18 protein-coding genes are annotated in these 21,680 nt (G+C 55.7%); 11 read left to right on the forward strand and 7 right to left on the reverse strand.

The annotated features are described in order from the left end of the window. Window positions 1-128: 128 nt before the first annotated feature. The 11 genes from Q1Y74_RS09680 to Q1Y74_RS09730 all read left to right on the forward strand — a co-directional run bounded on the left by Q1Y74_RS09680 (window position 129) and on the right by Q1Y74_RS09730 (window position 13,025). Entirely contained in the window at window positions 129-1,787 is a 1,659-nt protein-coding gene (locus Q1Y74_RS09680) for a hypothetical protein (protein WP_300814073.1), read from the forward strand. 126 nt (window positions 1,788-1,913) lie between these two features. Further along, window positions 1,914-2,300 carry a DUF3244 domain-containing protein gene (locus tag Q1Y74_RS09685; protein WP_300814074.1) on the forward strand — a complete coding sequence of 129 codons (387 nt, stop codon included), beginning with the start codon at window positions 1,914-1,916 and terminating at the stop codon, window positions 2,298-2,300. 23 nt (window positions 2,301-2,323) lie between these two features. After that, window positions 2,324-3,847 carry a vitamin K epoxide reductase family protein gene (locus tag Q1Y74_RS09690; RefSeq protein ID WP_300814075.1) on the forward strand — a complete coding sequence of 508 codons (1,524 nt, stop codon included), beginning with the start codon at window positions 2,324-2,326 and terminating at the stop codon, window positions 3,845-3,847. An 81-nt stretch (window positions 3,848-3,928) separates the two neighbouring features. Next, window positions 3,929-4,138, forward strand: coding sequence for a hypothetical protein (locus tag Q1Y74_RS09695; RefSeq protein WP_300814076.1), 210 nt, complete (start codon window positions 3,929-3,931; stop codon window positions 4,136-4,138). Window positions 4,139-4,202: 64 nt separating this feature from the next. After that, window positions 4,203-4,760: a hypothetical protein gene (locus Q1Y74_RS09700; protein WP_300814078.1), complete on the forward strand. Its 558-nt coding sequence runs from the start codon at window positions 4,203-4,205 to the stop codon at window positions 4,758-4,760. Window positions 4,761-4,944: 184 nt separating this feature from the next. Further along, on the forward strand, window positions 4,945-5,388 hold the full coding sequence (locus tag Q1Y74_RS09705) for a TlpA disulfide reductase family protein (protein ID WP_300814079.1): 444 nt from the start codon (window positions 4,945-4,947) through the stop codon (window positions 5,386-5,388). Beyond that, the gene (locus Q1Y74_RS09710; protein ID WP_300814080.1) at window positions 5,385-7,577 is read left to right on the forward strand and encodes a peptidase domain-containing ABC transporter; all 2,193 of its coding nucleotides are present in this window, start codon (window positions 5,385-5,387) and stop codon (window positions 7,575-7,577) included. Before Q1Y74_RS09705 ends, Q1Y74_RS09710 begins: the two co-directional genes overlap by 4 nt. A 5-nt stretch (window positions 7,578-7,582) precedes the next feature. Continuing rightward, window positions 7,583-8,878: an HlyD family efflux transporter periplasmic adaptor subunit gene (locus Q1Y74_RS09715; RefSeq protein ID WP_300814081.1), complete on the forward strand. Its 1,296-nt coding sequence runs from the start codon at window positions 7,583-7,585 to the stop codon at window positions 8,876-8,878. Window positions 8,879-8,996: 118 nt separating this feature from the next. Next, entirely contained in the window at window positions 8,997-10,088 is a 1,092-nt protein-coding gene (dinB, locus tag Q1Y74_RS09720; RefSeq protein WP_300814082.1) for a DNA polymerase IV, read from the forward strand. A 136-nt stretch (window positions 10,089-10,224) separates the two neighbouring features. After that, a complete protein-coding gene (locus tag Q1Y74_RS09725) occupies window positions 10,225-12,417 on the forward strand; it encodes a DNA topoisomerase 3 (RefSeq protein WP_300814083.1) in 2,193 nt (730 codons plus the stop codon). 245 nt (window positions 12,418-12,662) lie between these two features. Then, window positions 12,663-13,025, forward strand: coding sequence for a hypothetical protein (locus tag Q1Y74_RS09730; RefSeq protein WP_300814084.1), 363 nt, complete (start codon window positions 12,663-12,665; stop codon window positions 13,023-13,025). A gap of 84 nt (window positions 13,026-13,109) precedes the next feature. Here the strand turns inward: Q1Y74_RS09730 and Q1Y74_RS09735 are convergent, their stop codons facing one another. From Q1Y74_RS09735 to Q1Y74_RS09765, 7 genes are all read right to left on the reverse strand, one after another. Next, entirely contained in the window at window positions 13,110-14,282 is a 1,173-nt protein-coding gene (locus Q1Y74_RS09735; protein WP_300814085.1) for a glycosyltransferase, read from the reverse strand. Window positions 14,283-14,450: 168 nt separating this feature from the next. Continuing rightward, complete coding sequence (gene bioD / locus Q1Y74_RS09740) at window positions 14,451-15,110, reverse strand: dethiobiotin synthase (protein WP_300814089.1); 660 nt, start codon at window positions 15,108-15,110, stop codon at window positions 14,451-14,453. Between the two features lie 2 nt (window positions 15,111-15,112). After that, window positions 15,113-15,880, reverse strand: coding sequence for a malonyl-ACP O-methyltransferase BioC (bioC, locus tag Q1Y74_RS09745; protein WP_300814086.1), 768 nt, complete (start codon window positions 15,878-15,880; stop codon window positions 15,113-15,115). Beyond that, a complete protein-coding gene (locus Q1Y74_RS09750; RefSeq protein ID WP_300814087.1) occupies window positions 15,877-16,533 on the reverse strand; it encodes an alpha/beta fold hydrolase in 657 nt (218 codons plus the stop codon). The genes bioC and Q1Y74_RS09750 overlap by 4 nt, the downstream gene beginning before the upstream one ends. Before the next feature lie 256 nt (window positions 16,534-16,789). After that, window positions 16,790-17,947, reverse strand: a complete 1,158-nt coding sequence (locus Q1Y74_RS09755) for an 8-amino-7-oxononanoate synthase (RefSeq protein ID WP_300814090.1) — start codon at window positions 17,945-17,947, stop codon at window positions 16,790-16,792. 134 nt (window positions 17,948-18,081) lie between these two features. Beyond that, entirely contained in the window at window positions 18,082-20,358 is a 2,277-nt protein-coding gene (bioA, locus tag Q1Y74_RS09760) for an adenosylmethionine--8-amino-7-oxononanoate transaminase (RefSeq protein WP_300814091.1), read from the reverse strand. A 1,109-nt stretch (window positions 20,359-21,467) separates the two neighbouring features. Continuing rightward, a partial coding sequence (locus tag Q1Y74_RS09765; protein WP_300814088.1) for a hypothetical protein occupies window positions 21,468-21,680 on the reverse strand: 213 nt, incomplete at its 5' end.

Genomic DNA, 21,680 nt, shown 5'->3' on the forward strand with positions numbered 1-21,680 from the left:
AAACTTAATGATTCGGATAGCACTAAGTTAATAAAAATCAGCGATATGCGCAACTTTCCAAACATATTATCAATTCAAATTAATTCCGCCAATAGGTTATCTTTGTTCCCGAAAAGAGATACACCGACATGAAACTGATGCATTACCTCCTCCTGTTGCTCTGCTTGTGCTGCTTATCCTGCGGCTCGCGCACGGACTATCCCAATCTGCTTGTCAAGGCGGACAGTCTGATAGATGCCCGTCCCGACAGTGCCTTGACTCTGTTGCATAGCATCCCTCCTTCGGCCTTAGAAGAGGGCGACCGCATGCGTCACCGGTTGCTGGCCGTGGAGGCGGAATGCCGCAACGGACAGATGCCGGCCAACGACTCATTGCTGTTGCCGGTCATCGGCTATTTTCATCGTACCGGTGATGTCTTTTGGGAAGCGCGGGGCGAGTACAACCGAGGCTGCATCCTTTATCAGGATCATCGTCAGGCGGGGCAGGCATTGCATATCTTCCAGCGGGGAAAGACACTGATGGAACAGTGTGGAAATACCTGGTGGTTAGGGCGGACGTATGGAAGGATGGCCTATATCTATCACAGTCAGGGGATGCTTTCGCAGGCCGATTCTCTCTATAGCAAGGCGGAACAAATATCTGTGCAAGTGGGCGATACTGTATTGTGGCTTGAAATTTTGGAACGAAGGAGTATTTATCTGATTGCTAAAGGTGAGTATTATTATAAGGAAGCAGAAACATTGTTGTTAAAAGCTTATCGATTGGCTAATCATAAGCAATTAATAAATCATCAAAAGAAAAGTGTACTTACTTTAAGCCAGTTGTATAGCTATATGCAGGACGGTAGACGTGCTTTGCAATTTGCTCGTGAGGCTTGGAGACTGGAATCGGATACCGCACGGAGGTATATGTCCAGTTTGCTGATAGGTGAGGCTCATTATAAACTGAATCATTATGACTCCGCTATGGTTTGGTTGGAAAGGACGGTTGCGTGTCGTCCTTCTCTGGCTGTCCGTTCGGCAGCCTATATGCGTTTGGCGGATATTGCCGAAGAACAAGGGAATGCAGAAAAGGCATTGGTTTATCAGAAAAAATATGGGCAGACGGAGAATGAACTTGCCAGTCAATCACAGGTAGTGGATATTCGGTTGGCGGAGCAAGAACAATTTCATCGACAAGGTGCGAAGAGGCTATGGCAGGTTGTAAAGGTTTGTTTGGTGGTGATTGGTGGATTGCTCGTTTGTGTTGTCTTGTTGTTGGGGTGGCGGTTTAAAGAACGAAAACACCTCCGCAAACAAATGAATATCTTGATGGGCTTTTGGTTGCAGGAACATCAGCGTTTGTTAGTTGTGAAACCATCGGTACCCGATTCGGAAATTCTTTTGCTTCCTTCCGACGAACCGGAGGTTCAACCGGTGTTCGACTTTGATGAATTGGTTGGTCGTCTTTGTGAAACGGAACTTTATGCCAAGGTGACGCGCATTGTTTCCTATTATCAATCTTACGATGACTATGAAGAACATTTCACGGTGGAAGATCAAAGTGAACTTCTTTGTCTGATTAATCGTTTTGCGGATGGTTTCATCACACATTTGAAAAAACAAGTTTCACTTTCTGAGAAGGATCTTCGTTTTTGTGGTCTCCATCTGTTGGGATTGTCCGTGCAGGACATTGCCGTCTTGTTGGAAAAGGACCGTTCCAGTGTGTACAAACGTCAGAAGCGTATACTTCGTTATTTCCCTGATGCAGGTAAAAAACGGTTGGAAGACGTGTTAAAACGTCTTTGAATGCCTTTTTCCACATTTTTTTCACATAAAGAAGAGTGAATTCTGATGAAATTCAACAAAAGTTCCACATTCTGTGTGGTTCTAAACGGATAATTTTGCAGCATTAAAATAAAAAATGACTGTAAAATGAAAACGCTGATTTTACTTTTAATTTCTTTATGGCTGGGTACGCAACCTTTTTATGCCAAGGATGGAAATACTACTTCGACCACTACTGAAACGGAAAAGAAGGAAATTCCATTGAATGTTATGTTCTCCGATGGCGCAATAACTTATTCCTTCGTCCAGCCCGCTGTTTACGCCTATTTATTAGATAAGGAGGTAAGCGTAGACCTTAGTGAACTACCCGGTACTTTTACCGTCCGTATCATCAGTTTGTCCACAGGAAAGGAAGTTGCTTCGCAAACGTTTTGCGAGTTTGTGGAGATTGATTTAAGTGCTTGTAGCGGTGGGGACTATCAGCTCGACATCATGTCGGAGGATGAGTGGTTACAAGGAGAATTTACGTTATAACCCGACTTTTATTATCCGTTTGTATGTCCGTTGATGCCCATACTGTTTCTTTACTCTATCGTTACTTGCGGATGCTTTCCGTGCGGGTAGGCCGTGGTACAGTCGCCCGCCTGCTTGCCCATCCCTTGGGCAACAGCATGCGGGGGCTGAGCGACGCGCTGGACGAATTGGGAATACGGAATGCCGTTTATCAGCTTCCGCCGGAATATTTCGACCAACTGGAGGCGCCGTTTATAGCAGTGACCCGACAGGCGGAAGTGCCTTTTTGCTTGGTGGAGCGAATAAACGGGACCTCGTTGGCGGTGTACACACGTGGCAGGAGGGTAAGAGTAGAACGCGAAGCGTTTCTCCGTACTTGGACGGGAGGTGTGCTGGTGGGCGAAGTGACGGCTGAAACACAGCAGGACAGCTACTTCTTCATTCGGAACGTGGCTTACTGGAGTTGTCGTTACAGCCTGTTGGGAGCAGGTATCTTGGGAACATTACTGGTTGTCGGAACGTCGTCGTCTGTGGCAGGAGCTTTGTATTTATTTACGCTGTGTGCAGGCATGTTCGTTTCTTCTGCTATCTTGTACAAAGAGATGTCCAACCGGAATTTCTTGCATCGGTTTTGTCACATTGGCACGACAATCGATTGCAATGCGGTGTTGCAGTCCAAGGGTGCCCGCCTGGCGGGTATGGGGTTGGGCGAGCTTAGTCTGTTCTATTTCAGTACGTTGCTGCTGTTTGCGCTCTGCCATCCTCATGGCTTTGGGTGGCTTGCTGCAGGCTGTGCTTCGGCAGCGTTGGCTTTTACGGTTTATTCCATTGTTAACCAACTGTTTGTAATAAAGAAAGGATGTATGCTTTGCCTGATGGTTTGTCTGATTGTATGGCTGAATAGCTTGGCGTTGTATTTGCTTTGGAGCGATGAAGTTAGCTTTACGCCTGCCTTTACAGCTTGTGTTGCTTTGGCTCTATCGGCAGCCTTTTGCATGGCTGTATGGCAGACTGTCAAGCGTCAGATACGGATAGGGCAAGAAGCGGTGGAGGGGAGGCAACGGTTAAGTTCCTTGTTCAATGCGGAGGCGTTTAAGGCATTGTCAGGCATCCAGCCCCACATTGGCGAAATGCCGGACAGAGGCATCTGCCTGCACAACGGACGAACCGGTGGTGATGAAGTATTGATTGTGACCAATCCTATGTGTAAAAACTGCGCCCGTGTGCATCCGTATTTGAAGGATTTGTCGGCTCGGGCTTCGGTGTCGTTGATTCTTCTGACGTTTCCGGGTGACAAGGTAGGCAGGGAAGTTGCCCTCAGATTGATTGCTGCCTGGCAGATGGAAGGATGGGATAAAATGATAGAACTATTGGAAACGTGGAGCACAAAACACGTCCTTCATTCCTTGCTTTGTTATCCCGTTACCGAGAAAGCGGAGCAGATGTATGAAGAGCATTTACGCTATGCCATCGGGCAGCATATTACCAAAACTCCTTCTGTGATTGTGCAAAAGGGGTATGTACCGGAGGTGTATCGGATAGAAGACTTGAAATATGTATTGACATAAAGATATAACTTCATGAAGTATCTGTATAGGCACAGTAAAGCCTAAAATTAAATCTAATTGTAAAACCAATTTTTAAACAACATGAAAACAATGAAAGATTTTGAAGCATTCAAGTTGGATAAGAAGCAAATGAATGCGATTGCAGGAGGGGAAATCTACTGTGTGGAAGAAAATCCTGGTGGTGAATTCAGAACTATCACATATAGTGATGGAATTGAGTTAAAGGAAGCTCAGGAGCATGCGAGTAAAATCCTTAGCAATCCTGTTTGTGAGGAAGTGATCAAAGTTTGATTTTTGTGATTCCTTTGTCAGTCCAAGAGTTTAATATCTTGGGCTGACTCATTTTATTTTTAGTATGAAACATTTGTTATATATATGGTTACTTTTCATATTGAGTAGCTTTCTTCCTCAGCATGGAAACGATGAGACCAGAAACGTGACGGTCATTGTACATTTGGACGATGCACTTTCACAAGTGGAACAGACCGTCTATCTCCACTCTTATCTTCCGTGGGTGTCGGGCGGAGAGATGAATATCTGGGACTCGGTACGGACAGAAAAAGGGCAGAAAACAGTGGAACTGCAAGGGCTTCTGCTTCTTGAAGATAATGTAGAAATCACCTTCTCTAAAGAAGGCCCCAATAACTTGCTCGTTTATTTGGTTCCCAACGATACGGTGGAGATAGAGGCTTTCTATGATGATATGGATCAGATCACTATTAGAAAAGCATTGAAAGGGAAAGTGCATAACGAGATTATAGTATCTGACATGAGGACCAGAAGCATGTGGAAAACACGGCATCGGCTGGAGGATGAGGGGAAAAAGGACAGCCTTCTTCTGTGGTTGCAATCAAGTCAAGCAGAATCCGCATTATGTAGCTGCCAATGCCGCACGGGTGTTTTTGCAGGTTAATTTTAAAGATTACATCAGCGAAGACAGCGTGATGGTTTTGAGGCAGTATCTTGCAAAAAAGTGGCCGAATGACGTACGAGCCATTCGGAGAACTCAGAAAACAGTGGATAATTCGCAATCGGAAAGAAGCCTGAGAACCCGCCGTCGAATCAGTGACGTGAAGAGAGAAAAGGCCGTTTATCAGATGGCCAGAAAGAACACGGAAATAGGGAAGACGCTGTCGCTCAATCTGGAAAGTGCGGACGGTGAAATGGTAGCCCTGTCCGACCTGAAAGGGTGCCGCTACATTTATGTGGATGTATGGGCCACATGGTGCAAGCCCTGTCGTGCTCAGTTCCCGTACGTCAAGCAGGCTTTGGCGAAGTATCCGCAGGACTTGAAAGTGTATGCCGTCTCCATTGACAACAATCATACCGGGTGGCGCGAAAGTATCGTAAAAGACTCTCTGCAAGCTTTTGTCAATGTCATCGGTACGGACAACAACCGGAACCAGCTTCCGGAGGTGGCACGCTTGGGCGTGAAACTGATACCACGTTCCTTCCTGCTGGACAACCATTGCCGGATTGTGGCGAAAGACCTGCACGGGGAGGAATTGATACAGACATTGGATAGTCTGATGGCGCAATGAAGAAATTTCCCTGTTATATACAGCATAATGTAATGGACTGCGGCCCCACCTGCCTGCGCATGGTGGCCGCCCACTACGGCAAACGCTACTCGCTGGAAGGGCTGAGGGAAAAGAGTTTCCTGACCCGCGAGGGGGTGTCGATGCTGGGCATCAGCGAGGCGGCGGAACGCATCGGGCTACGAAGCATCTGCGTACAGGTGGATTACGAACGGTTGAGGGAAGCGCCCCTGCCGTGCATCGTACACTGGAACCAGCAGCATTTCGTGGTGGTGTATCGCATGGATGGGCGGCACGTGTGGGTGGCCGACCCGGGAGCGGGGAAACTGAAATATACACAGGAGGAATTCTGTCGCTGCTGGCTCAGCGCGAAGAAGGACGGGCTGGATACGGGCGTGGCGTTGCTGCTGGAACCTACTCCGGAGTTTTATGCGCGGGAGGACGACGGCGACGAGGGGGAGATGAGCAGAAAAGGATTTGCCTTTATGTACTCGTATCTGCGGCCTTACAAACAACTGGTAGGACAACTGCTGCTGGGACTGCTGCTGGGCAGCGGAATACAGCTGATGCTGCCTTTCCTGACACAGAGCGTGGTGGATTTCGGCATCAACAACCAGAATTTGGGGTTTATCTGGCTGGTGCTGGTGGCACAGCTGACGCTGACCTTCAGCAGTTCGGCAGTAGAGTTCATACGGGGCTGGATTCTGCTTCATCTGGGCACGCGCATCAACATCGCCCTCATCTCCGACTTCCTGGCCAAACTGATGCGCCTGCCCATGGGCTACTTCGACACGAAGATGACGGGCGACATCCTGCAACGCATCAATGACCACACCCGCATCCAGAACTTCCTGACGGGCAGCAGCCTGAGTGTGATCTTCTCTACGTTCAACATCGTGGTGTTCGGGCTGGTGCTGCTGCTCTACAGTCCGCTGGTGTTCTTCATCTTCATGGCGGGCAGCGCACTCTACGTGGCCTATGTGTGGCTGTTCATGAAGAAGCGGGCGGAACTGGACCACAAGCGTTTTGCCCAGCAGAGTGCCAACCAGAGCAGCGTGGTGCAGCTGGTGACGGGCATGCAGGAAATCAAACTGAGCGCGTGCGAGCGACAGAAGCGGTGGGAGTGGGAACGGATACAGGCACGCCTGTTCCGGGTGAACATCCGGAGTCTGGCCTTGCGGCAGTATCAGGACTCGGGCGCGGTGCTCATCAACCAGACGAAGAACGTCATCATCACGGGGCTGGTGGCCAGCTTCGTGGTGCAGGGCGACATGACGCTGGGCATGATGATGTCGGTGCAATACATCATCGGGCAACTGAACAGCCCGGTGAACGAACTGATAGGCTTTGCCCGCGACATGCAGGACGCCCGCCTGAGCATGAACCGGCTGAGCGAGGTGCGCGACAAGCCCGACGAGGAACCTGCCGGGCGGGAAACGATGCGGGACATTCCCCAGGGGAAGGACTTGCGGGTGGAAGACCTGAGCTTCAAGTACGACCCGCTGGCCGAGACCCCTACACTGGACCGTATCGGCCTGTGTATTGAGGCAGGACGCCAGACGGCCATTGTAGGTATGAGTGGCAGTGGGAAGACGACGCTGGTGAAGTTGCTGTTGGAGTTTTATCCGCCGGCAGCGGGCCGCATCATGCTGGGTGACATACCACTGGATGCCTACAGCGTGCGGGAGTGGCGGAAACGGTGCGGAGTGGTGATGCAGGACGGATTCATCTTCTCGGATACCATAGCGGGAAATATCGCTCCGGGGGTAGAGCATATTGATAAGGAACGCTTGTTGCATGCGGCACGGGTGGCGAATATACAGGATTTTGTCGCTTCACTTCCCTTGGGCTATAACACCAAGATAGGCAGCGAAGGACATGGATTGAGCCAAGGACAGAAACAGCGGATACTGATAGCCAGAGCTGTGTATAAAGATCCGGAATTTATCTTCTTTGACGAAGCGACCAATGCGCTGGATGCAAACAATGAACGGCGTATCATGGAGAATCTGCAGCAATTTTTCAAAGGACGCACATCGGTGGTGGTAGCCCATCGGTTGAGCACCGTGCGCCATGCCGACAAGATTGTGGTGATAGATCACGGCCGCATCAGCGAACAAGGCACGCACGAGGAACTGATAGCCAGAAAGGGACAGTATTATAGGCTGGTGAAGAACCAGTTGGAGATTTAGGAAAGATGGAAGAGCAGGAAAAGGATATAGAATTGAGGAGCGAGGAAGTGCAGGAAATATTGACGCGACCTCCGCATGCGCTGGTACGCTGGGGCATTACCGTGTTTTTCGGGTTACTGGCCCTGTTCTTTATAGGCGGGTGCTTTTTTAAATATCCTGATACGGTGGATGCTACTGTGACCGTCACGACCGAACATCCACCGGTATGGATAGTGGCAAGGGGAAGTGGCAAGCTGAAAGAATTGTACCGGCACGACCGGGACTCGGTGTATGCAGGCGATATCATTGCTGTTCTTGATAATCCGGCAGTTACGTCCGATGTACTGGCTCTGAAAGAAGAACTGGCCGGCTTTGCCATAACAGACAGTTGTGTGCTGGCCATGAAGTTTACGGAAAGGTGGGCGTTGGGCAGCATACAGGCAGCATACGCTTCATTCCTGAGAAACCTGACAGACTATCGCAACTTCCTGACGCTGGACCTTTACGAACAGAAAGTAGAGGCGACAGTGCGCGAACTGAATGAATATCGTAACTACATCGGGCATTTGCAACGGCAGGTAGAACTGGATAAACAGCAGAGTTCCATCGCTGAAACTGTGCACGACCGTGAAAAAGGATTGTACGAAGACGGATTGACAGCCAAGGCGGAATACGAGAAAGCACAACAGGAACTGTTGTCCAAGCGGCAAGGAACTGAACAACTGATGACTTCGCTATCGACAGCCCGTATTCAGGAAGCGCAATTGGAACAAAGCATGATAGAGACAAAGATGGAGCGGGAACGTGAGAAAAACACGCAACTGACAGCCTTGAAAACGGCATTGGATGAACTGAAAACACAGATGGATGACTGGGAACTGTCTTTTCTGTTTGTCAGTCCGGCCAACGGAATATTGTCGTACAACGATGTGTGGCAGAAGAATCAGAATGTGAATGGCGGAGACAAAGTGTTTTCGATTGTAGCCGAGGACACGGGGGCCATTATTGGAAAAATCAAACTGCCGGACTCGGGATCGGGGAAAGTGAGGCCGGGGCAGCGGGTAAACATCAGTGTGACGGGCTATCCGTATATGGAGTTCGGCTTTCTGACAGGACAGGTACAGACAGTGTCGTTGCTGGCTGACGAAGCCGGTACATATACGGTGACCGTCAGCCTGCCGCAAGAATTGAATACATCTTATGGAAAAACACTGGACTTTAGCGGTGAGCTGGCAGGAACGGCACAAATACTGACAGACGAAAGAAGCGTTACCGCACGTCTGCTAAGCCCGTTGCAATATTTATTGGAAAAGTATTTGTAGGATGTTTGGATCTGACAGGCTGCACTCCGGAAGTCAAAGCCTGAAAACGTAGTTATCGTCTTTTGTACTTCATTCGGTTTACACTATCTTTGCCCTTCGGAAGGAGGAGAACGGAGCAATGACCGAACGTAAAATCATTCACATCGACATGGATGCCTTCTATGCGTCCGTGGAGCAGCGCGACAACCCCGAACTGCGCGGCAAGCCCATCGCCGTGGGCCATGCGGAGGAACGGGGCGTAGTGGCTGCCGCCAGCTACGAGGCACGCCGCTACGGGGTGCGTTCGGCCATGTCGTCGCAGAAGGCGCGGAGGCTGTGCCCGTCGCTCATCTTCATCCCCGGGCGGATGGAAGTCTATAAAGAGGTGTCCCGCCAGATACATGAAATCTTCCACGAATATACGGACCTCATCGAGCCGATTTCGCTCGACGAGGCCTTCCTCGACGTGACCGTCAACAAGCCGGGCATTCCGCTGGCGGTGGACATAGCCCGCGAAATCAAGCGGAAGATACGCGCGGAGCTGAACCTGGTGGCATCGGCCGGCGTGTCCTACAACAAGTTCCTGGCCAAGATTGCTTCGGACTACCGCAAGCCCGACGGGCTCTGCACCATCCATCCCGACCAGGCGCTGGACTTCATTGCCCGCCTGCCCATCGAGAGCTTCTGGGGAGTAGGCCCCGTTACGGCCAAACGGATGCACCTGCTGGGCATACACAACGGGGCGCAGCTGCGGGCCCGCTCGCTGGAGATGCTGACGAGGGAGTTCGGCAAGGTGGGGGCGGTGTACTACGACTTTGCCCGGGGCATAGACCTGCGGCCCGTCGAGGCGGTGCGGGTGCGCAAGTCCATCGGGTGCGAGCATACGCTGGAGAAGGACATCAGCCGCACGTCGTCGGTCATCATCGAGCTGTATCACGTGGCGGTGGAGCTGGTGGAAAGGCTGAAGCGCAAGGGCTTTCGCGGCAACACGCTGACGCTGAAAATCAAGTTCCACGACTTCCGCCAGATTACCCGCAGCATCACCCGTCCGCAGGAGCTTACCGACCTTCCGGTCATTCTTCCTTTGGCCAAGCAACTGCTGCGCGAGGTGGACTATGCGGAGCATCCCATCCGCCTCATCGGCCTGTCCGTCTCCAATCCGCGCGACGAAGAGGCAGACCGGCACGGCGTGTGGGAGCAGCTCAGCTTCGAGTTCAGCGACTGGCAGTGAGCCTTCCTCTCCCGACAAATCTTCCTCCTTCGTTCCTCATTCTTCCTGAAAATCGTTATCTTTGCCGCCCCGAATGATGGAAGAGGCCGCCGTTCCCGGACGGAACGCCTTCTTCTGCCGAATAGAAGATTAGAAAATGATAGTTTGCATAGCCGAGAAACCCTCCGTGGCACGAGACATCGCCGACGTGCTGGGTGCCAAAGAGAAGAAAGACGGATACATCGAAGGAAACGGATACCAGGTCACCTGGACGTTCGGCCACCTCTGTACCCTGAAGGAACCTCACGAATATACCCCCGACTGGAAGGCCTGGAGCCTGGGCAGCCTGCCCATGATACCTCCCCGCTTCGGCATCAAGCTCATCGACAATCCCACTTACGAGCGCCAGTTCCGTGTCATTGAGAGCCTGATGCAGAAGGCCGACCTCATCATCAACTGCGGCGATGCCGGCCAGGAGGGAGAGCTCATCCAGCGCTGGGTGATGCAGAAGGCAGGTGCCACCTGCCCCGTGAAGCGCCTCTGGATATCTTCGCTCACCGAGGAGGCCATCCGCGAGGGCTTCTCCAGCCTGCGTCCTGCCTCCGACTTCCAGCCCCTCTACGAGGCCGGACTGAGCCGTGCCATCGGCGACTGGCTGCTGGGCATGAACGCCACGCGCCTCTACACCATGAAGTACGGGCAGAACCGCCAGGTGCTCTCCATCGGCCGTGTGCAGACGCCCACGCTGGCCCTCATCGTCAACCGCCAGCTGGAGATACAGAACTTCGTCCCCCGCCAGTACTGGGTGCTCAACACCGTCTATCGCGACACCACCTTCACTGCCATTGTCCGCAAGAGCGACGAGGAGCTGGCTCTGGAGGCCGAGAAGCAGAAGGAGGCCGCCGCTGCGGGCAAGAAGCCCAAGAAGGAGGAGGAGAACCGCGGCATCGAACCCATCACCGACCGTGCCCGCGGCGAGCAGCTGCTGGCCCGCATCAAGGATGTCCCCTTCACCGTCACCTCCGTCACCAAGAAAGAGGGCCGCGAGGCTCCGCCCCGCCTCTTCGACCTCACCTCGCTCCAGGTGGAGTGCAACAAGAAGTTTGCCTACTCTGCCGACGACACGCTGAAGCTCATCCAGTCGCTCTACGAGAAGAAGGTCACCACTTATCCGCGTGTAGACACCACCTTCCTCAGCGACGACATCTATCCCAAATGTCCCACCATCCTGAAGGGGCTGCGCGGCTACGAGGCGCTCACCGCCCCGCTGGAGGGAGCAGCCTTGCCCAAGTCCAAGAAGGTGTTCGACAACTCCAAGGTGACCGACCACCACGCCATCATCCCCACCGGGCAGCCGCCCATTAACCTTACCGACCGCGAGCGCAGTGTGTTCGACCTCGTGGCCCGCCGCTTCATAGCCGCCTTCTATCCCGACTGCCGCTTTGCCACGACCACTGTCGAGGGGGAATGCCGGAGCCTCACCCCCGCCTCCTCTTCCGAAGTGGGGGGAGAAGCGGACGAAGCCGTCCTCTTCAAGACCTCGGGGCGGCAGATACTTGCCCCCGGCTGGCGCGTGTGCTTCGACAACCGCGAGGATAACGACGACACCGACCCCGCCGACCCCGAAGCTTCGGGGCTCCCGGCGTTTGCCAAGGGCGAAAGCGGTCCCCACGTGCCCGAACTGGCCGAGAAGTGGACACAACCCCCGCGTCCCTACACCGAGGCTACCTTGCTGCGCGCCATGGAGACGGCGGGCAAGCTGGTGGACAACGACGAACTGCGCGACGCCCTGAAGGAGAACGGCATCGGCCGCCCTTCCACCCGCGCCGCCATCATCGAGACCCTCTTCAAGCGCAACTACATCCGCAAGGAGAAGAAGAACCTGGTGGCTACGCCCACCGGCGTGGAGCTGATACAGATTATCCGCGAGGAGCTGCTCAAGAGCGCCGAGCTGACCGGCATCTGGGAGAAGAAGCTCCGCGAGATTGAGCGCCGCACCTACGACGCCGCCCGCTTCCTCGACGAGCTGAAGCAGATGGTGCGCGACCTGGTACTGGCCGTTCTCTCGGACAACTCCAACCGCCGCATCACCCTGGCCGAGCCTGCTCCTGCCGCTCCGGCCAAGGGCGCCGCCTCTGCCGAGGCACCCAAGAAGGAACCCCGCAAGCGGGCTCCGCGCAAGCCGAAGGCCGACACTCCCGCCGCCACACCCCAAGGCGACGAACTGGTGGGACGTCCCTGCCCCCTCTGCGGCAAGGGCACCGTCATCAAAGGAAAGACGGCCTACGGCTGCTCCGAGTGGCGCAACGGCTGCACTTTCCGCAAGCCGTTTGAGCCGGGCGAGGTGTGAGGCACAAGCTCCGTCCATAAGGATGCCTGTGCCCCGCATGGCTCCATGCGGTTCTTCGTTTCCCTTCATGTCGCTTCCTCATCTTGGGCGTGCCGTTTGAGATTTCTTTCCTTTACATTCTGACACTTTGACTTTCCCGGCGCGCGAGATTTCGTTTTTTCGGCCTTCCGTCCGGCTTGCACGAAAAAACGGAAGAGAAAAGCTGTAATCGGTTGCATGGCAGCGGGATAGCGAAATCCTTACATTTGAAAGAGAAGAAAAAACGGTTTCCGGCGGTGGAAAATGCTCCCTTTGTGGCCTCAAAAAGCCACTTTGAAGGAGCCGACATCCCTTTTGGGAGGTCGGAACAAGGTTTTTCGTCACTCCGCACAAGCATTCTGCCCGCTCCGCACAAGCATTCTGCCTGCTCCGCGCAAGCAATCTGGACGGACGGAGCAAGCACGGTGGACGGACGGAGCCTGCCTGGTGGTGGCTCCGGGCATCCCGAAGAGGGCTTTCCGGCCTCTGTTTCGTGCTTTTTGCAGAAAGCCCGTGTCAGCAAAAATCTCCTTATGCTGACTTTTTGTAAATGTTTTCTTGAATTTCCGAACAATGCTGTCGGTCTCTGAAAAGGCCGTCCGAAGGCGTTTTCGGCCTGAATCCGGACATGGAACGGCTTCCCCGCCGGGCGCCGTCCGCCCATCGTTCCGTTCCTATTTCCGCAAGAATTCGCTCTTGTTGCCGAGGAGGCAGTGGAGGCGCCGGCGAAGTGCCTGGAGGGGCTGGAGCAGGTCGAAGAGGGGAAGGGTGAGGCGGTAGCGGTAAGGCTCGCGCAGGGTGCGGGCGGTGCAGTTGATGACCCCGGCCTGGAGGGCGAAGCGCAGGAGGAAGAGCAGGAGGGCAAGGGCGGCTGTCAGCCAGTGGGCATGGACGATGGCGGCCACGCAGGCTCCTGCCCACGCGGCATGGAAGGCGAGGCGGCTGAAGGTCTCGAAACCGGAGAAATAGCGCTGGAGGCCGCGGCAGAGGGGAGCCGTGGAGGCATAGCCGGTCTTTTCCTCCCTCCACTCCTTCGCCCGGAAGGGCGGGCGTCGGCGCACGGCGGCGTCGGGGTCGGTCTCTACGCGCGTGTTTTCCGCGTCGGCTATGCCGTTGACGAAGAGGTCGTCATCGCCCCGCAGCAGGTTGAGGTGGGCGGAGAACCCTTTATGGGCATAGAAGGCTTCTTTGCGGTAGGCCAGGTTCCGGCCGATGCCCATGTAGGGGCTGCGGGCCAGCGCCCATCCCAGGTAGCGCATGGCGCTGAAGAGGGCGTCGAAGGCGGCGTTGCGTGCCAGCCATCCGCGGCCGCGGTCGTAGCCGCTGTATCCCAGTACCACCTGTGTGCGGGTTGTGAAGTTGCGTGCCAGCAGTTGCAGCCAGCGGTTGCTCTGGGGCAGGCACTCGGGCTCGGTGAGCACCATCCAGTCGTATTTGCTGGCGCGGATGCCGAGGGTGACGGCCAGCTTCTTGCGGCTGATGTAGCGGGAGGAGTCGGGTATGAAGCTGTGGTAGAGGTTGGGGTATTGTCCTTCGAGCTGCGTCAGGTAGTCGGCACATTCGTCCTTGTCGCTGTCCGTGATGACAATGACCTCAAACTGCGGATAGTCTTGGGCAAGCACGGCAGGGAGGTTGCGGCGCAGGTTTTCGGCCTCGTCGCGGGCGTAGATGATGACGGAGATGGGGGCCTGTTCGGCGGTGAAGTGTAGTTCGCCGCGTTGTGCGGCCCTGTTGCGGCGGATAATGCGGTTGTAGAGGAGCAGGTAGTAGAGTGCCTGTACCGTAAACAGAATGGCGGCTGCCGTAAGCAGTGCTCCGGCAAGAGAAGAGGTCGTAATAGCTTCCATGTGTACGTATGTGGTCTAAACTGGGGGCGAAGTTACGAAATAATGGAGAAACTTGGAGTGGCTATACGGGTTTAGGTAGGAGGTATTAGGCATTTTTCAGACGCGGACGGGGCGGATGAGGCTTCCCGGCTGTGGAGCCTGTCCGCCCGTCCGCGTCAGTGCCGGCCCTTAGGCATGGCTGGTTGGCATCACCGGCACTTCCAGGAAGCGGGTCTCCGGGAAGTGGCGGGCGAGGTGGCGGCGGATGTAGTCGCGGGTGTCGTCCAGGATGGTGGTGTCCTCCACGGGCGGGTAGAGGTTGTAGAGCACCGTGTGTAGGGGGATGTTGCGGTGGCGGATGGCTTCGAGGCTGAGGAGGGTGTGGTTGATGCTGCCCAGCTTGCCGGAGGTGACGAATACGAGGGGATAGCCGCGCTGCTGCAGGTAGTCTATGGTGAGCAGGTCGTCCGTGAGGGGCACCATCAGGCCTCCGGCGCCTTCGACGAGCACGCGGCCGTAGCGTCCGGCCAGGGTGCGGGTGGCCCGGTCTATGCGGTCGAAGTCGATGGGGCGGCGGTCGATGCGTGCGGCCAGGTGGGGCGAGCAGGGGTAGGAGTAGATTTCGGGCATGGTGAGGCCTTCGCGGTCTTCGGGCAGGAGGCCGGTGCCCATGATGCGGCGGTGCAGGTCGATGTCCTCGCTGTGTCCGGTGTTGCCGGTCTGTATGAGTTTCTGGGTGATGACGGTGTGTCCCTGTGCGGCCCATTGGTTGGCCAGCCAGGCTGTGCAGTAGCTTTTTCCGGCGTCGGTGTCGATGCCGCTGACGAAGTAGATGTTGTTGCAGTTCATGTTCATAGTTTTTTGGCAATGATGTAAATGGGTTGGTAGGTCAGGGTGACGGTGCCGTCGTCCCGGCCGAAAAGTTGCGTGTATCGGTCGCAGAAGTCGTGCAGGCGGGTGCGCGTCCAGATGCGTTTCTCGGTGCCCGTCACTCCGGTCTGTTGCAGGTGGCGCAGCACGTCGGTCGGGGTGGCGAAGGCCAGGGGAACCGTCTCCTGCGTTGCGTGGAGCAGGCTGAAGTGGGGGAGGAGCAGGCGCTGCACTTCGTCCATGGGCAGATAGTCCAGCCCGTTGCCGGTGAGGGCGCGTATTTCGTGCATGTTCCGGGGGCCGAAAGTTGTGAAAGCCAGAATGCCGCCGGACCTGAGGAAACGGTGGCAGCGCCGGAAGAAAGCGGCAGGTTCGCTGAACCACTGGAGGGTGGAGCAGGAGGTGATGAGGTCGGTTTCTTCGGGAAAGTCCAGCACTTCGGCGTCGCCGGGCAGGAAGCTCAGGGTTGTCCCCCGGGGCACAGTCAGCGCGTCGACACATTCCTTCATTTCGGGGCAGAGGTCGTTCAGCAGGAGGCAGTCCGGGTGGAGGGTGCGGAGCAGGATGTCAGAGTAGCTGCCCGTGCCGCAACCGAACTCCACCACGTGCCTGAAGGGGCGGGCGGGGTCTGCGGCGTATGTCTGCACCAGACGCATCATCTTCTCGGCCACCTGGTGTTGCACGCGCGCCTCGCGGGAATAGGTGCCCCGTGCTTTGGCAAAGCGTTCGGCTATCAGTCGTTTGTTCATACGTCGTCCTGCAGGTATTGGTGGAACAAGGCTTCCTGGTAGTGCGCGTCCGCGGTCTGGCGGACGGGCGTGCCCAGCTTGCGCCAGGCTTCCAGCTGGTTGGCGGGAGGAATGATGCGGTCGGCCGTGCCCACTACGGCCAGGTCCCAGCGGGGGGCGCAGGGCGGCAGGGCGGCATCTTGGCGGGCAATTTCGGCCAGCTCCTCGCGCAGTTCGTCCAGGGGGCGGCGGGGCGTGCGCTCCAGAAAGGCGCGGAAGGCGGCGGAGTCGGCACACATGCGGCGCAGGAACTTGTGGAGGGAGGCGTCGGTCAGTCCTTCCAGCGTGCCGCGGTAGATGGCGGGCGGAATGCCGCACTGTTCGTCGATGGGGTAGGGAGTTCCGTTGATGGCCGTCCGGCGGCTGTAGGGCAGGGCGTGGCTGTCCATGACCCGTGTGGCAGCCCATACGCCCATGGACCAGCCTACGACATGGATGTCCGTATAGGCACGGAGGGGCTCGGGGTCGAAGTCAAGGGTGCGGTAGTCGTAGCAGAGCATGTAGTCGCAGCCTGCGGGCCGATAGTCCTTGAAAGGAGTCTCGTCCGCCCCCCAGCCGGCAAAGAAGAGCAGGAGGCGGGGATGATGTTCGTTGATGAGGAATAGCTGTTTCATTGGCGGTTAGCTGTTAGTGGTTAGTGGTGAGCGGTTAGCGGTTAGTAGGAAGGTGTGTCACAACTAAGTGATGGTACCTGACTCCCCTCCTTCTGGAAGGAGGGGTGCCCAACGGGCGGGGTGGTAGGCCATTAGGACATTTTGCGTATCAATTTTGTGTATTCACCTACCACCTCCCCCTTCGGGTACTCCTCCTTCTGGAAGGAGGAGAGCTTCAGATACTTTTGTTTTGACACGCCTTCTCCATGCGGAGCCGCTAACCGTTAACCACTGATTTAAGTCGTTCAATCTCTTCCTCCCGGATGTCCGCCGTCAATGAGAAGCGGATGCGGGAGGTGCCTTCGGGCACCGTGGGCGGGCGGACAGGCAGGGCATAGAAGCCGTGGCGTTGCAGCTGCTCGGCCAGCAGCACGGTGTCTGCGCTGGCGCCTACGATGAGGGGGACGATGTGGCTGGTGCTGGGGCAGGGATAGCCGCGGAAAGTCAGCACATCGCGCAGCTGCTTGCCGTTGCGGGCCAGCTGTTTGCGCCGTCCGTCCATCTGCTCCAGTCGGCGCAGGACGAAGAGTGTCCAGGCAATGTTGACCGGGGGCAGGGCGGTGGTGAAGATGAAGGTACGCATGCGGTTCACGAGGTAGTCGCGTACGGCCTGTCGGCAGACGATGTAGGCGCCCGCCGATGCGGCGGCCTTGCCGAAGGTTCCCACCAGGAAGTCGATGTCGGCAATGCAGCCGGCTTCCTCGGCACAGCCCAGTCCGCGTTCGCCGCGCACCCCGAAGGCGTGGGCTTCGTCCACATAGAGCAGTACGTTGTCGTAGCGGCGCTTCAGGCGCACCAGTTCGCCGAGGTCGGCCTGGTCGCCGTCCATGCTGAAGATGCTTTCGGTGACGAGGATGATGCGGGCGTAGGCGTTGCGATGCTGTTCCATCAGTCGTGCGGCCTGTGCCAGGTCGTTGTGGCGGTAGCGTATGCAGCGGGCGGCTGAGAGGCGGATGCCGTCTATGAGGCTGGCGTGTACCAGCTTGTCAGCCAGGATGAGGGTCTGTGCGTCGCTGACGGCGGGCAGGATGCCGGTGTTGGCGTGGTAGCCACTGTTGAATACCAGCGCCGCCTCGGTGCCGAAACGGCGTGCCAGCTCCGCCTCCAGTTCGTCGTAGAGGGTGAAGTTGCCCGTCAGCAGACGGGAGGAGGAGGACGTGGGCAGGAAGGTGTCCGGCGTCAGGCCTTGCAGGAACTCTTCGCGCAGCGGGCGGTCGGCAGCCAGGCCCAGGTAGTCGTTGGAAGACAGGTTCAGCATCCTCCGTCCTTCCACCACGACTTCCCGCCCGTCGTGCGTCAGGGCGGGCAAGTGCCGCAGGTTGCCCTTGGCTTGCAGGGCGTCGAGCTCTTCTTGGAGTTGTCGGATGAAATCCATCATATAATGGTTAATGGTTAATGATTAATGGTTAATGTTTAAGTTGGAAACCGCTACTTCCCCCCCCTCTCCTTGGGAGAGGGGCTGGGGGTGAGGCTCTTGAGAGGGATTGGGGGTGAGGCTCCAGAGTGCCTTTACTCCATCTCCCCCACAATCTTCAGCAGCCCGCTTGTCAGCCGGGTCAGTTCTTCGGGGCTGATGATGAACGGAGGCATCAGGTAGACCAGCTTCCCGAAGGGACGCACCCAGATACCTTCTTCCACGAAACGGCGTTGCATCCAAGCCATGTCCACGGGCCGGCGGGTCTCGATGACGCCGATGGCTCCCAGCACCCGGACGTCGGCCACTTGGGGCAGGCCGCGTGCCGGTTCCAGTTCGCGCTTCAGTTGTTCCTCAATTCTCCGCACCGTGCCTTGCCAGTCGTATTCGTCGGAAGTGAGCAGGCGGATGGAGGCGCAGGCCACGGCACAGGCAAGCGGATTGCCCATGAAGGTGGGGCCGTGCATGAAGACGCCCGGAGTGTGGTTGGAGATGGTGTCGGCTATCTCGTTGGTGGCCAGCACGGCCGAGAGGGTCATGTAGCCTCCGGTCAGTGCCTTGCCTATGCACATGATGTCCGGCTCCACTCCGGCATGTTCCCAGGCGAAGAGCTTGCCCGTGCGTCCGAAGCCGGTGGCTATCTCGTCGAAGATGAGCAGCACGCGGTGCTCGCGGCAGAGTCTGGCGGCCTCGCGCAGGTATTGCGGATGGTAGAACCACATGCCGCCTGCACCTTGCACAACCGGCTCTAAGATGAGGGCGGCCAGGGTGTCGGCATGGCGTTCGAGGGTTTCCTTCAGCGGCAGGATGTCGTCAGGGTTCCAGGCTCCGTCGAAGCGCGATTGGGGCTGGGGCACGAAGTGGCGCACGGGCAGGGCGGGGCCGAAGAGGGAGTGCATGCCCGTGACGGGGTCGCAGACGGACATGGCATTCCACGTGTCGCCGTGGTAGCCGCTGCGTATGGTGACGAAGTTGTTTTTCCGTGCTAGCGATGTTTGAGAAGCGTCGGCCAGGCTTCGGGCGTACCAATATTGCACGGCCATCTTCAGGGCCACTTCGACGGCCACCGAGCCGGAGTCGGCATAGAATATCTTCTGCATGGAGGGCGGTACCAGGGGGAGCAGCAGGCGTCCCAGCTCGATGGCGGGGTCGTGGGTGAAGCCCCCGAACATGACGTGCGACATGCGGGCCAGTTGCTCCTGCGCCGCGCGGTTCAGCACAGGGTGGTTGTAGCCATGCACGGCACACCACCAGGACGACATGCCTTCGATGAGTGTCCGCTCACTGCCCGGTGTCCAGGGGTCCTCGATGGTGACGGTGGCGCCCGACGCCCGCTTTACCTTATATACAGGCAGCGGGTGGGTAGTCGACGTGTAGGGATGCCACAGGTGTTCCTTGTCGAACTGGGCGGAGTTGAAGGTATATCCGGCCTCGCTGACCAGCTGCTTGTCGTCCGCCACCTTCGAGCCGAGGGTGGTCAGCAGGTCGCCCACGATGGCGGAGTTCACCCCGATGTACAGGGCTTTCTGCACCGCTTCGCGGCTCAGCTGGGAACGTCCGCCCGCAAAGCGCAGATAGGCCGTGGGGTTGATGAAGCGGAAGAGGGCAATGGTGACCAGTACTTCCTCTTCGCTCAGGTGCGGCTGGTTTTCCAGCGGTGTGCCGGGAATGGGACTGAGCAGGTTGAGGGGGATGGAACTCACGTGCAGGTCGCGCAGGGTAAAGGCAAACTCAATGCGTTGCTCCATGCTTTCGCCCATGCCGATGATGCCGCCGCAGCAGATGTCCATGCCTACGTTGCGGGCGGCTTGCAGGGTGTTCAGCTTGTCTTGTTGGGTATGGGTGGTACACAGGTTGCCGAAGTGGGAGGGGGCTGTCTCCAGATTGCAGTGGTAGCGGGTGACGCCGGCGTTGTAGAGTGCCCGCAGTCCTTCTTCGTCGAGAAGGCCTAACGAGGCGCAAAGCTGGATGGAGGAGTTCCGCCGCAAGTGGCGGACGGTGTCGCAGATTTGTGCGAGCTGTTTGGAGGAGGGTTTGCGGCCGCTGGTCACCAGGGAGAAGCGGTTGACGCCTTGCCGTTCGTTGTACTGTGCGTGCCTCAGGCATTCATCGGCCGGAAGCAGGTCGTAGGTTTCGGCTTGGGTCTGATAGTGGGCGGATTGTGCGCACCATTTGCAGTCTTCCGGACATCTGCCGGACTTGGCGTTGATGATGGAGCACATGTCGAACTCGCGCTGTGCGCAGACTTGGGTAATCTCGTGTGCGGCGGCATACAATGCCTCGCGGTCGGCCGCATTGGCCAACCAGGCGGCCTGTTCGGGCGATAGGTCAGTCCCTCCCAGTACCTGTTGTTTCAAACTTTCGATAGTCATATAGCGTAATGAATGCGGGATGAGGGCCACCGTGTCTTGTTTGCGTAGCGATGCGTCCGCAACGTTCTTGCGCAGGTTCCCGATGGTCACACAGCGCCCTATGCTGGCAAAGGCCGCGTATGTATTCCGGCTCCAGCGGCGGAAGCGGAGGTGTGTGGGAATAATCTGTTTCTTTTTCACGGTGACTTCATTGTTTTTTAGTGGACGCAAAAGTAGAAAAATAATCTGATTAATCGCTCCTCATCTTGATGGAAGTTTGGTAGATTGACCTTGAAACAACAGCCTTCTTCGCTGAATGTAAAGAAAAGCTTTACTTTAGTTCTTCCGAAGTCTGGAGTGATAAGTTCTCAACTTAAGTTACTGAAATCCGTACCTATTTTAGGTATTTAAGTTTCGCAAGTGCTCAACTTATTAGTTAACAAGACTTCAGTCAACAAGTCTACAAGGCTGGAATGCCCTGTTTGATAAAGTGCCGCTTGAAACGGCCCGCTGCAAACGCCTTGTCAACTCGTTAACTTGTTGCGGTGTGTTTTCTTGACAACTATGAGGCGGGGTGCATTTTGCTGCTCTCCCCCTCTGGAGAATGTCTTTTAACAATAAAAGGCCTATGTTTCAAACATAAGGGCCCTATGTTTTAAACATAGACCCCTTGGGTTTTAAACCTTCCCTATACAACCTCATTCGGTATGAAAAACTTCTATCGAAAAAGTAAAACTGAAATGGTAATTTTATTTTATATCTTTTCCATCCTCTATTTGGCTAAAGCACTTTATGCTGACACCCCTCAAAATGTCGGATGAACCATAAAAAAAGTTATCGTAAGTTTTTCTATTTTGTGAAATGTGTTGAAAGTCATAAGAAGTAACTATTAGAATGGAACATTGATTTCGTGGCATTATTCTGAATCCTCTACTGCCACCCCCGTCACTTACCCCTTTATAATCCTCTTTTCAGTCATTCTGTTTTTCCCTGTTTGTTGGCCACTTGTACGGCTCTTGATTGTCACTTGTGCGGCTTTTGATTGTCACTTGTGCGGTTCATGAGCGCTGCAAGCGCGGTTTTCACGCGCTTTTTGCCTTCTTTTTCTCCCGATTTTCCCGTTTTTCCCCTCATTTCCCAGTTTTCCGCTTTCGCGCGCCCGCGTTAATATAATTAGGTGTGCGTTCCTTTCCCCCTCCTTTCTTCCCTTCAAAAACCTGCCGTAAAACATAACTGTAAACCAACGCTTTATGAAAAAGTTCATGGAAAATCGAAAAAAAGTCCCGCGTATGTTTTGCGTGTATGCGAAAACCCGCTACTTTTGCACCCGCTTTCGGAAACGA

The sequence above is a fragment of the uncultured Bacteroides sp. genome, from assembly GCF_949298305.1.
Lineage (GTDB): Bacteria > Bacteroidota > Bacteroidia > Bacteroidales > Bacteroidaceae > Bacteroides.

What these genes read in the sequence shown, in the direction of transcription:
- bioC (WP_300814086.1), bottom strand. Translation starts at nt 15,880, where the DNA reads ATGAACAAACGACTGATAGCCGAACGCTTTGCCAAAGCACGGGGCACC.
- bioA (WP_300814091.1), bottom strand. Translation starts at nt 20,358, where the DNA reads ATGACTATCGAAAGTTTGAAACAACAGGTACTGGGAGGGACTGACCTA.
- Q1Y74_RS09680 (WP_300814073.1), top strand. Translation starts at nt 129, where the DNA reads ATGAAACTGATGCATTACCTCCTCCTGTTGCTCTGCTTGTGCTGCTTA.
- bioD (WP_300814089.1), bottom strand. Translation starts at nt 15,110, where the DNA reads ATGAACTGCAACAACATCTACTTCGTCAGCGGCATCGACACCGACGCC.
- Q1Y74_RS09685 (WP_300814074.1), top strand. Translation starts at nt 1,914, where the DNA reads ATGAAAACGCTGATTTTACTTTTAATTTCTTTATGGCTGGGTACGCAA.
- Q1Y74_RS09750 (WP_300814087.1), bottom strand. Translation starts at nt 16,533, where the DNA reads ATGAAACAGCTATTCCTCATCAACGAACATCATCCCCGCCTCCTGCTC.
- Q1Y74_RS09705 (WP_300814079.1), top strand. Translation starts at nt 4,945, where the DNA reads ATGGCCAGAAAGAACACGGAAATAGGGAAGACGCTGTCGCTCAATCTG.
- Q1Y74_RS09715 (WP_300814081.1), top strand. Translation starts at nt 7,583, where the DNA reads ATGGAAGAGCAGGAAAAGGATATAGAATTGAGGAGCGAGGAAGTGCAG.
- Q1Y74_RS09725 (WP_300814083.1), top strand. Translation starts at nt 10,225, where the DNA reads ATGATAGTTTGCATAGCCGAGAAACCCTCCGTGGCACGAGACATCGCC.
- Q1Y74_RS09690 (WP_300814075.1), top strand. Translation starts at nt 2,324, where the DNA reads ATGTCCGTTGATGCCCATACTGTTTCTTTACTCTATCGTTACTTGCGG.
- dinB (WP_300814082.1), top strand. Translation starts at nt 8,997, where the DNA reads ATGACCGAACGTAAAATCATTCACATCGACATGGATGCCTTCTATGCG.
- Q1Y74_RS09710 (WP_300814080.1), top strand. Translation starts at nt 5,385, where the DNA reads ATGAAGAAATTTCCCTGTTATATACAGCATAATGTAATGGACTGCGGC.
- Q1Y74_RS09755 (WP_300814090.1), bottom strand. Translation starts at nt 17,947, where the DNA reads ATGGATTTCATCCGACAACTCCAAGAAGAGCTCGACGCCCTGCAAGCC.
- Q1Y74_RS09700 (WP_300814078.1), top strand. Translation starts at nt 4,203, where the DNA reads ATGAAACATTTGTTATATATATGGTTACTTTTCATATTGAGTAGCTTT.
- Q1Y74_RS09695 (WP_300814076.1), top strand. Translation starts at nt 3,929, where the DNA reads ATGAAAACAATGAAAGATTTTGAAGCATTCAAGTTGGATAAGAAGCAA.
- Q1Y74_RS09735 (WP_300814085.1), bottom strand. Translation starts at nt 14,282, where the DNA reads ATGGAAGCTATTACGACCTCTTCTCTTGCCGGAGCACTGCTTACGGCA.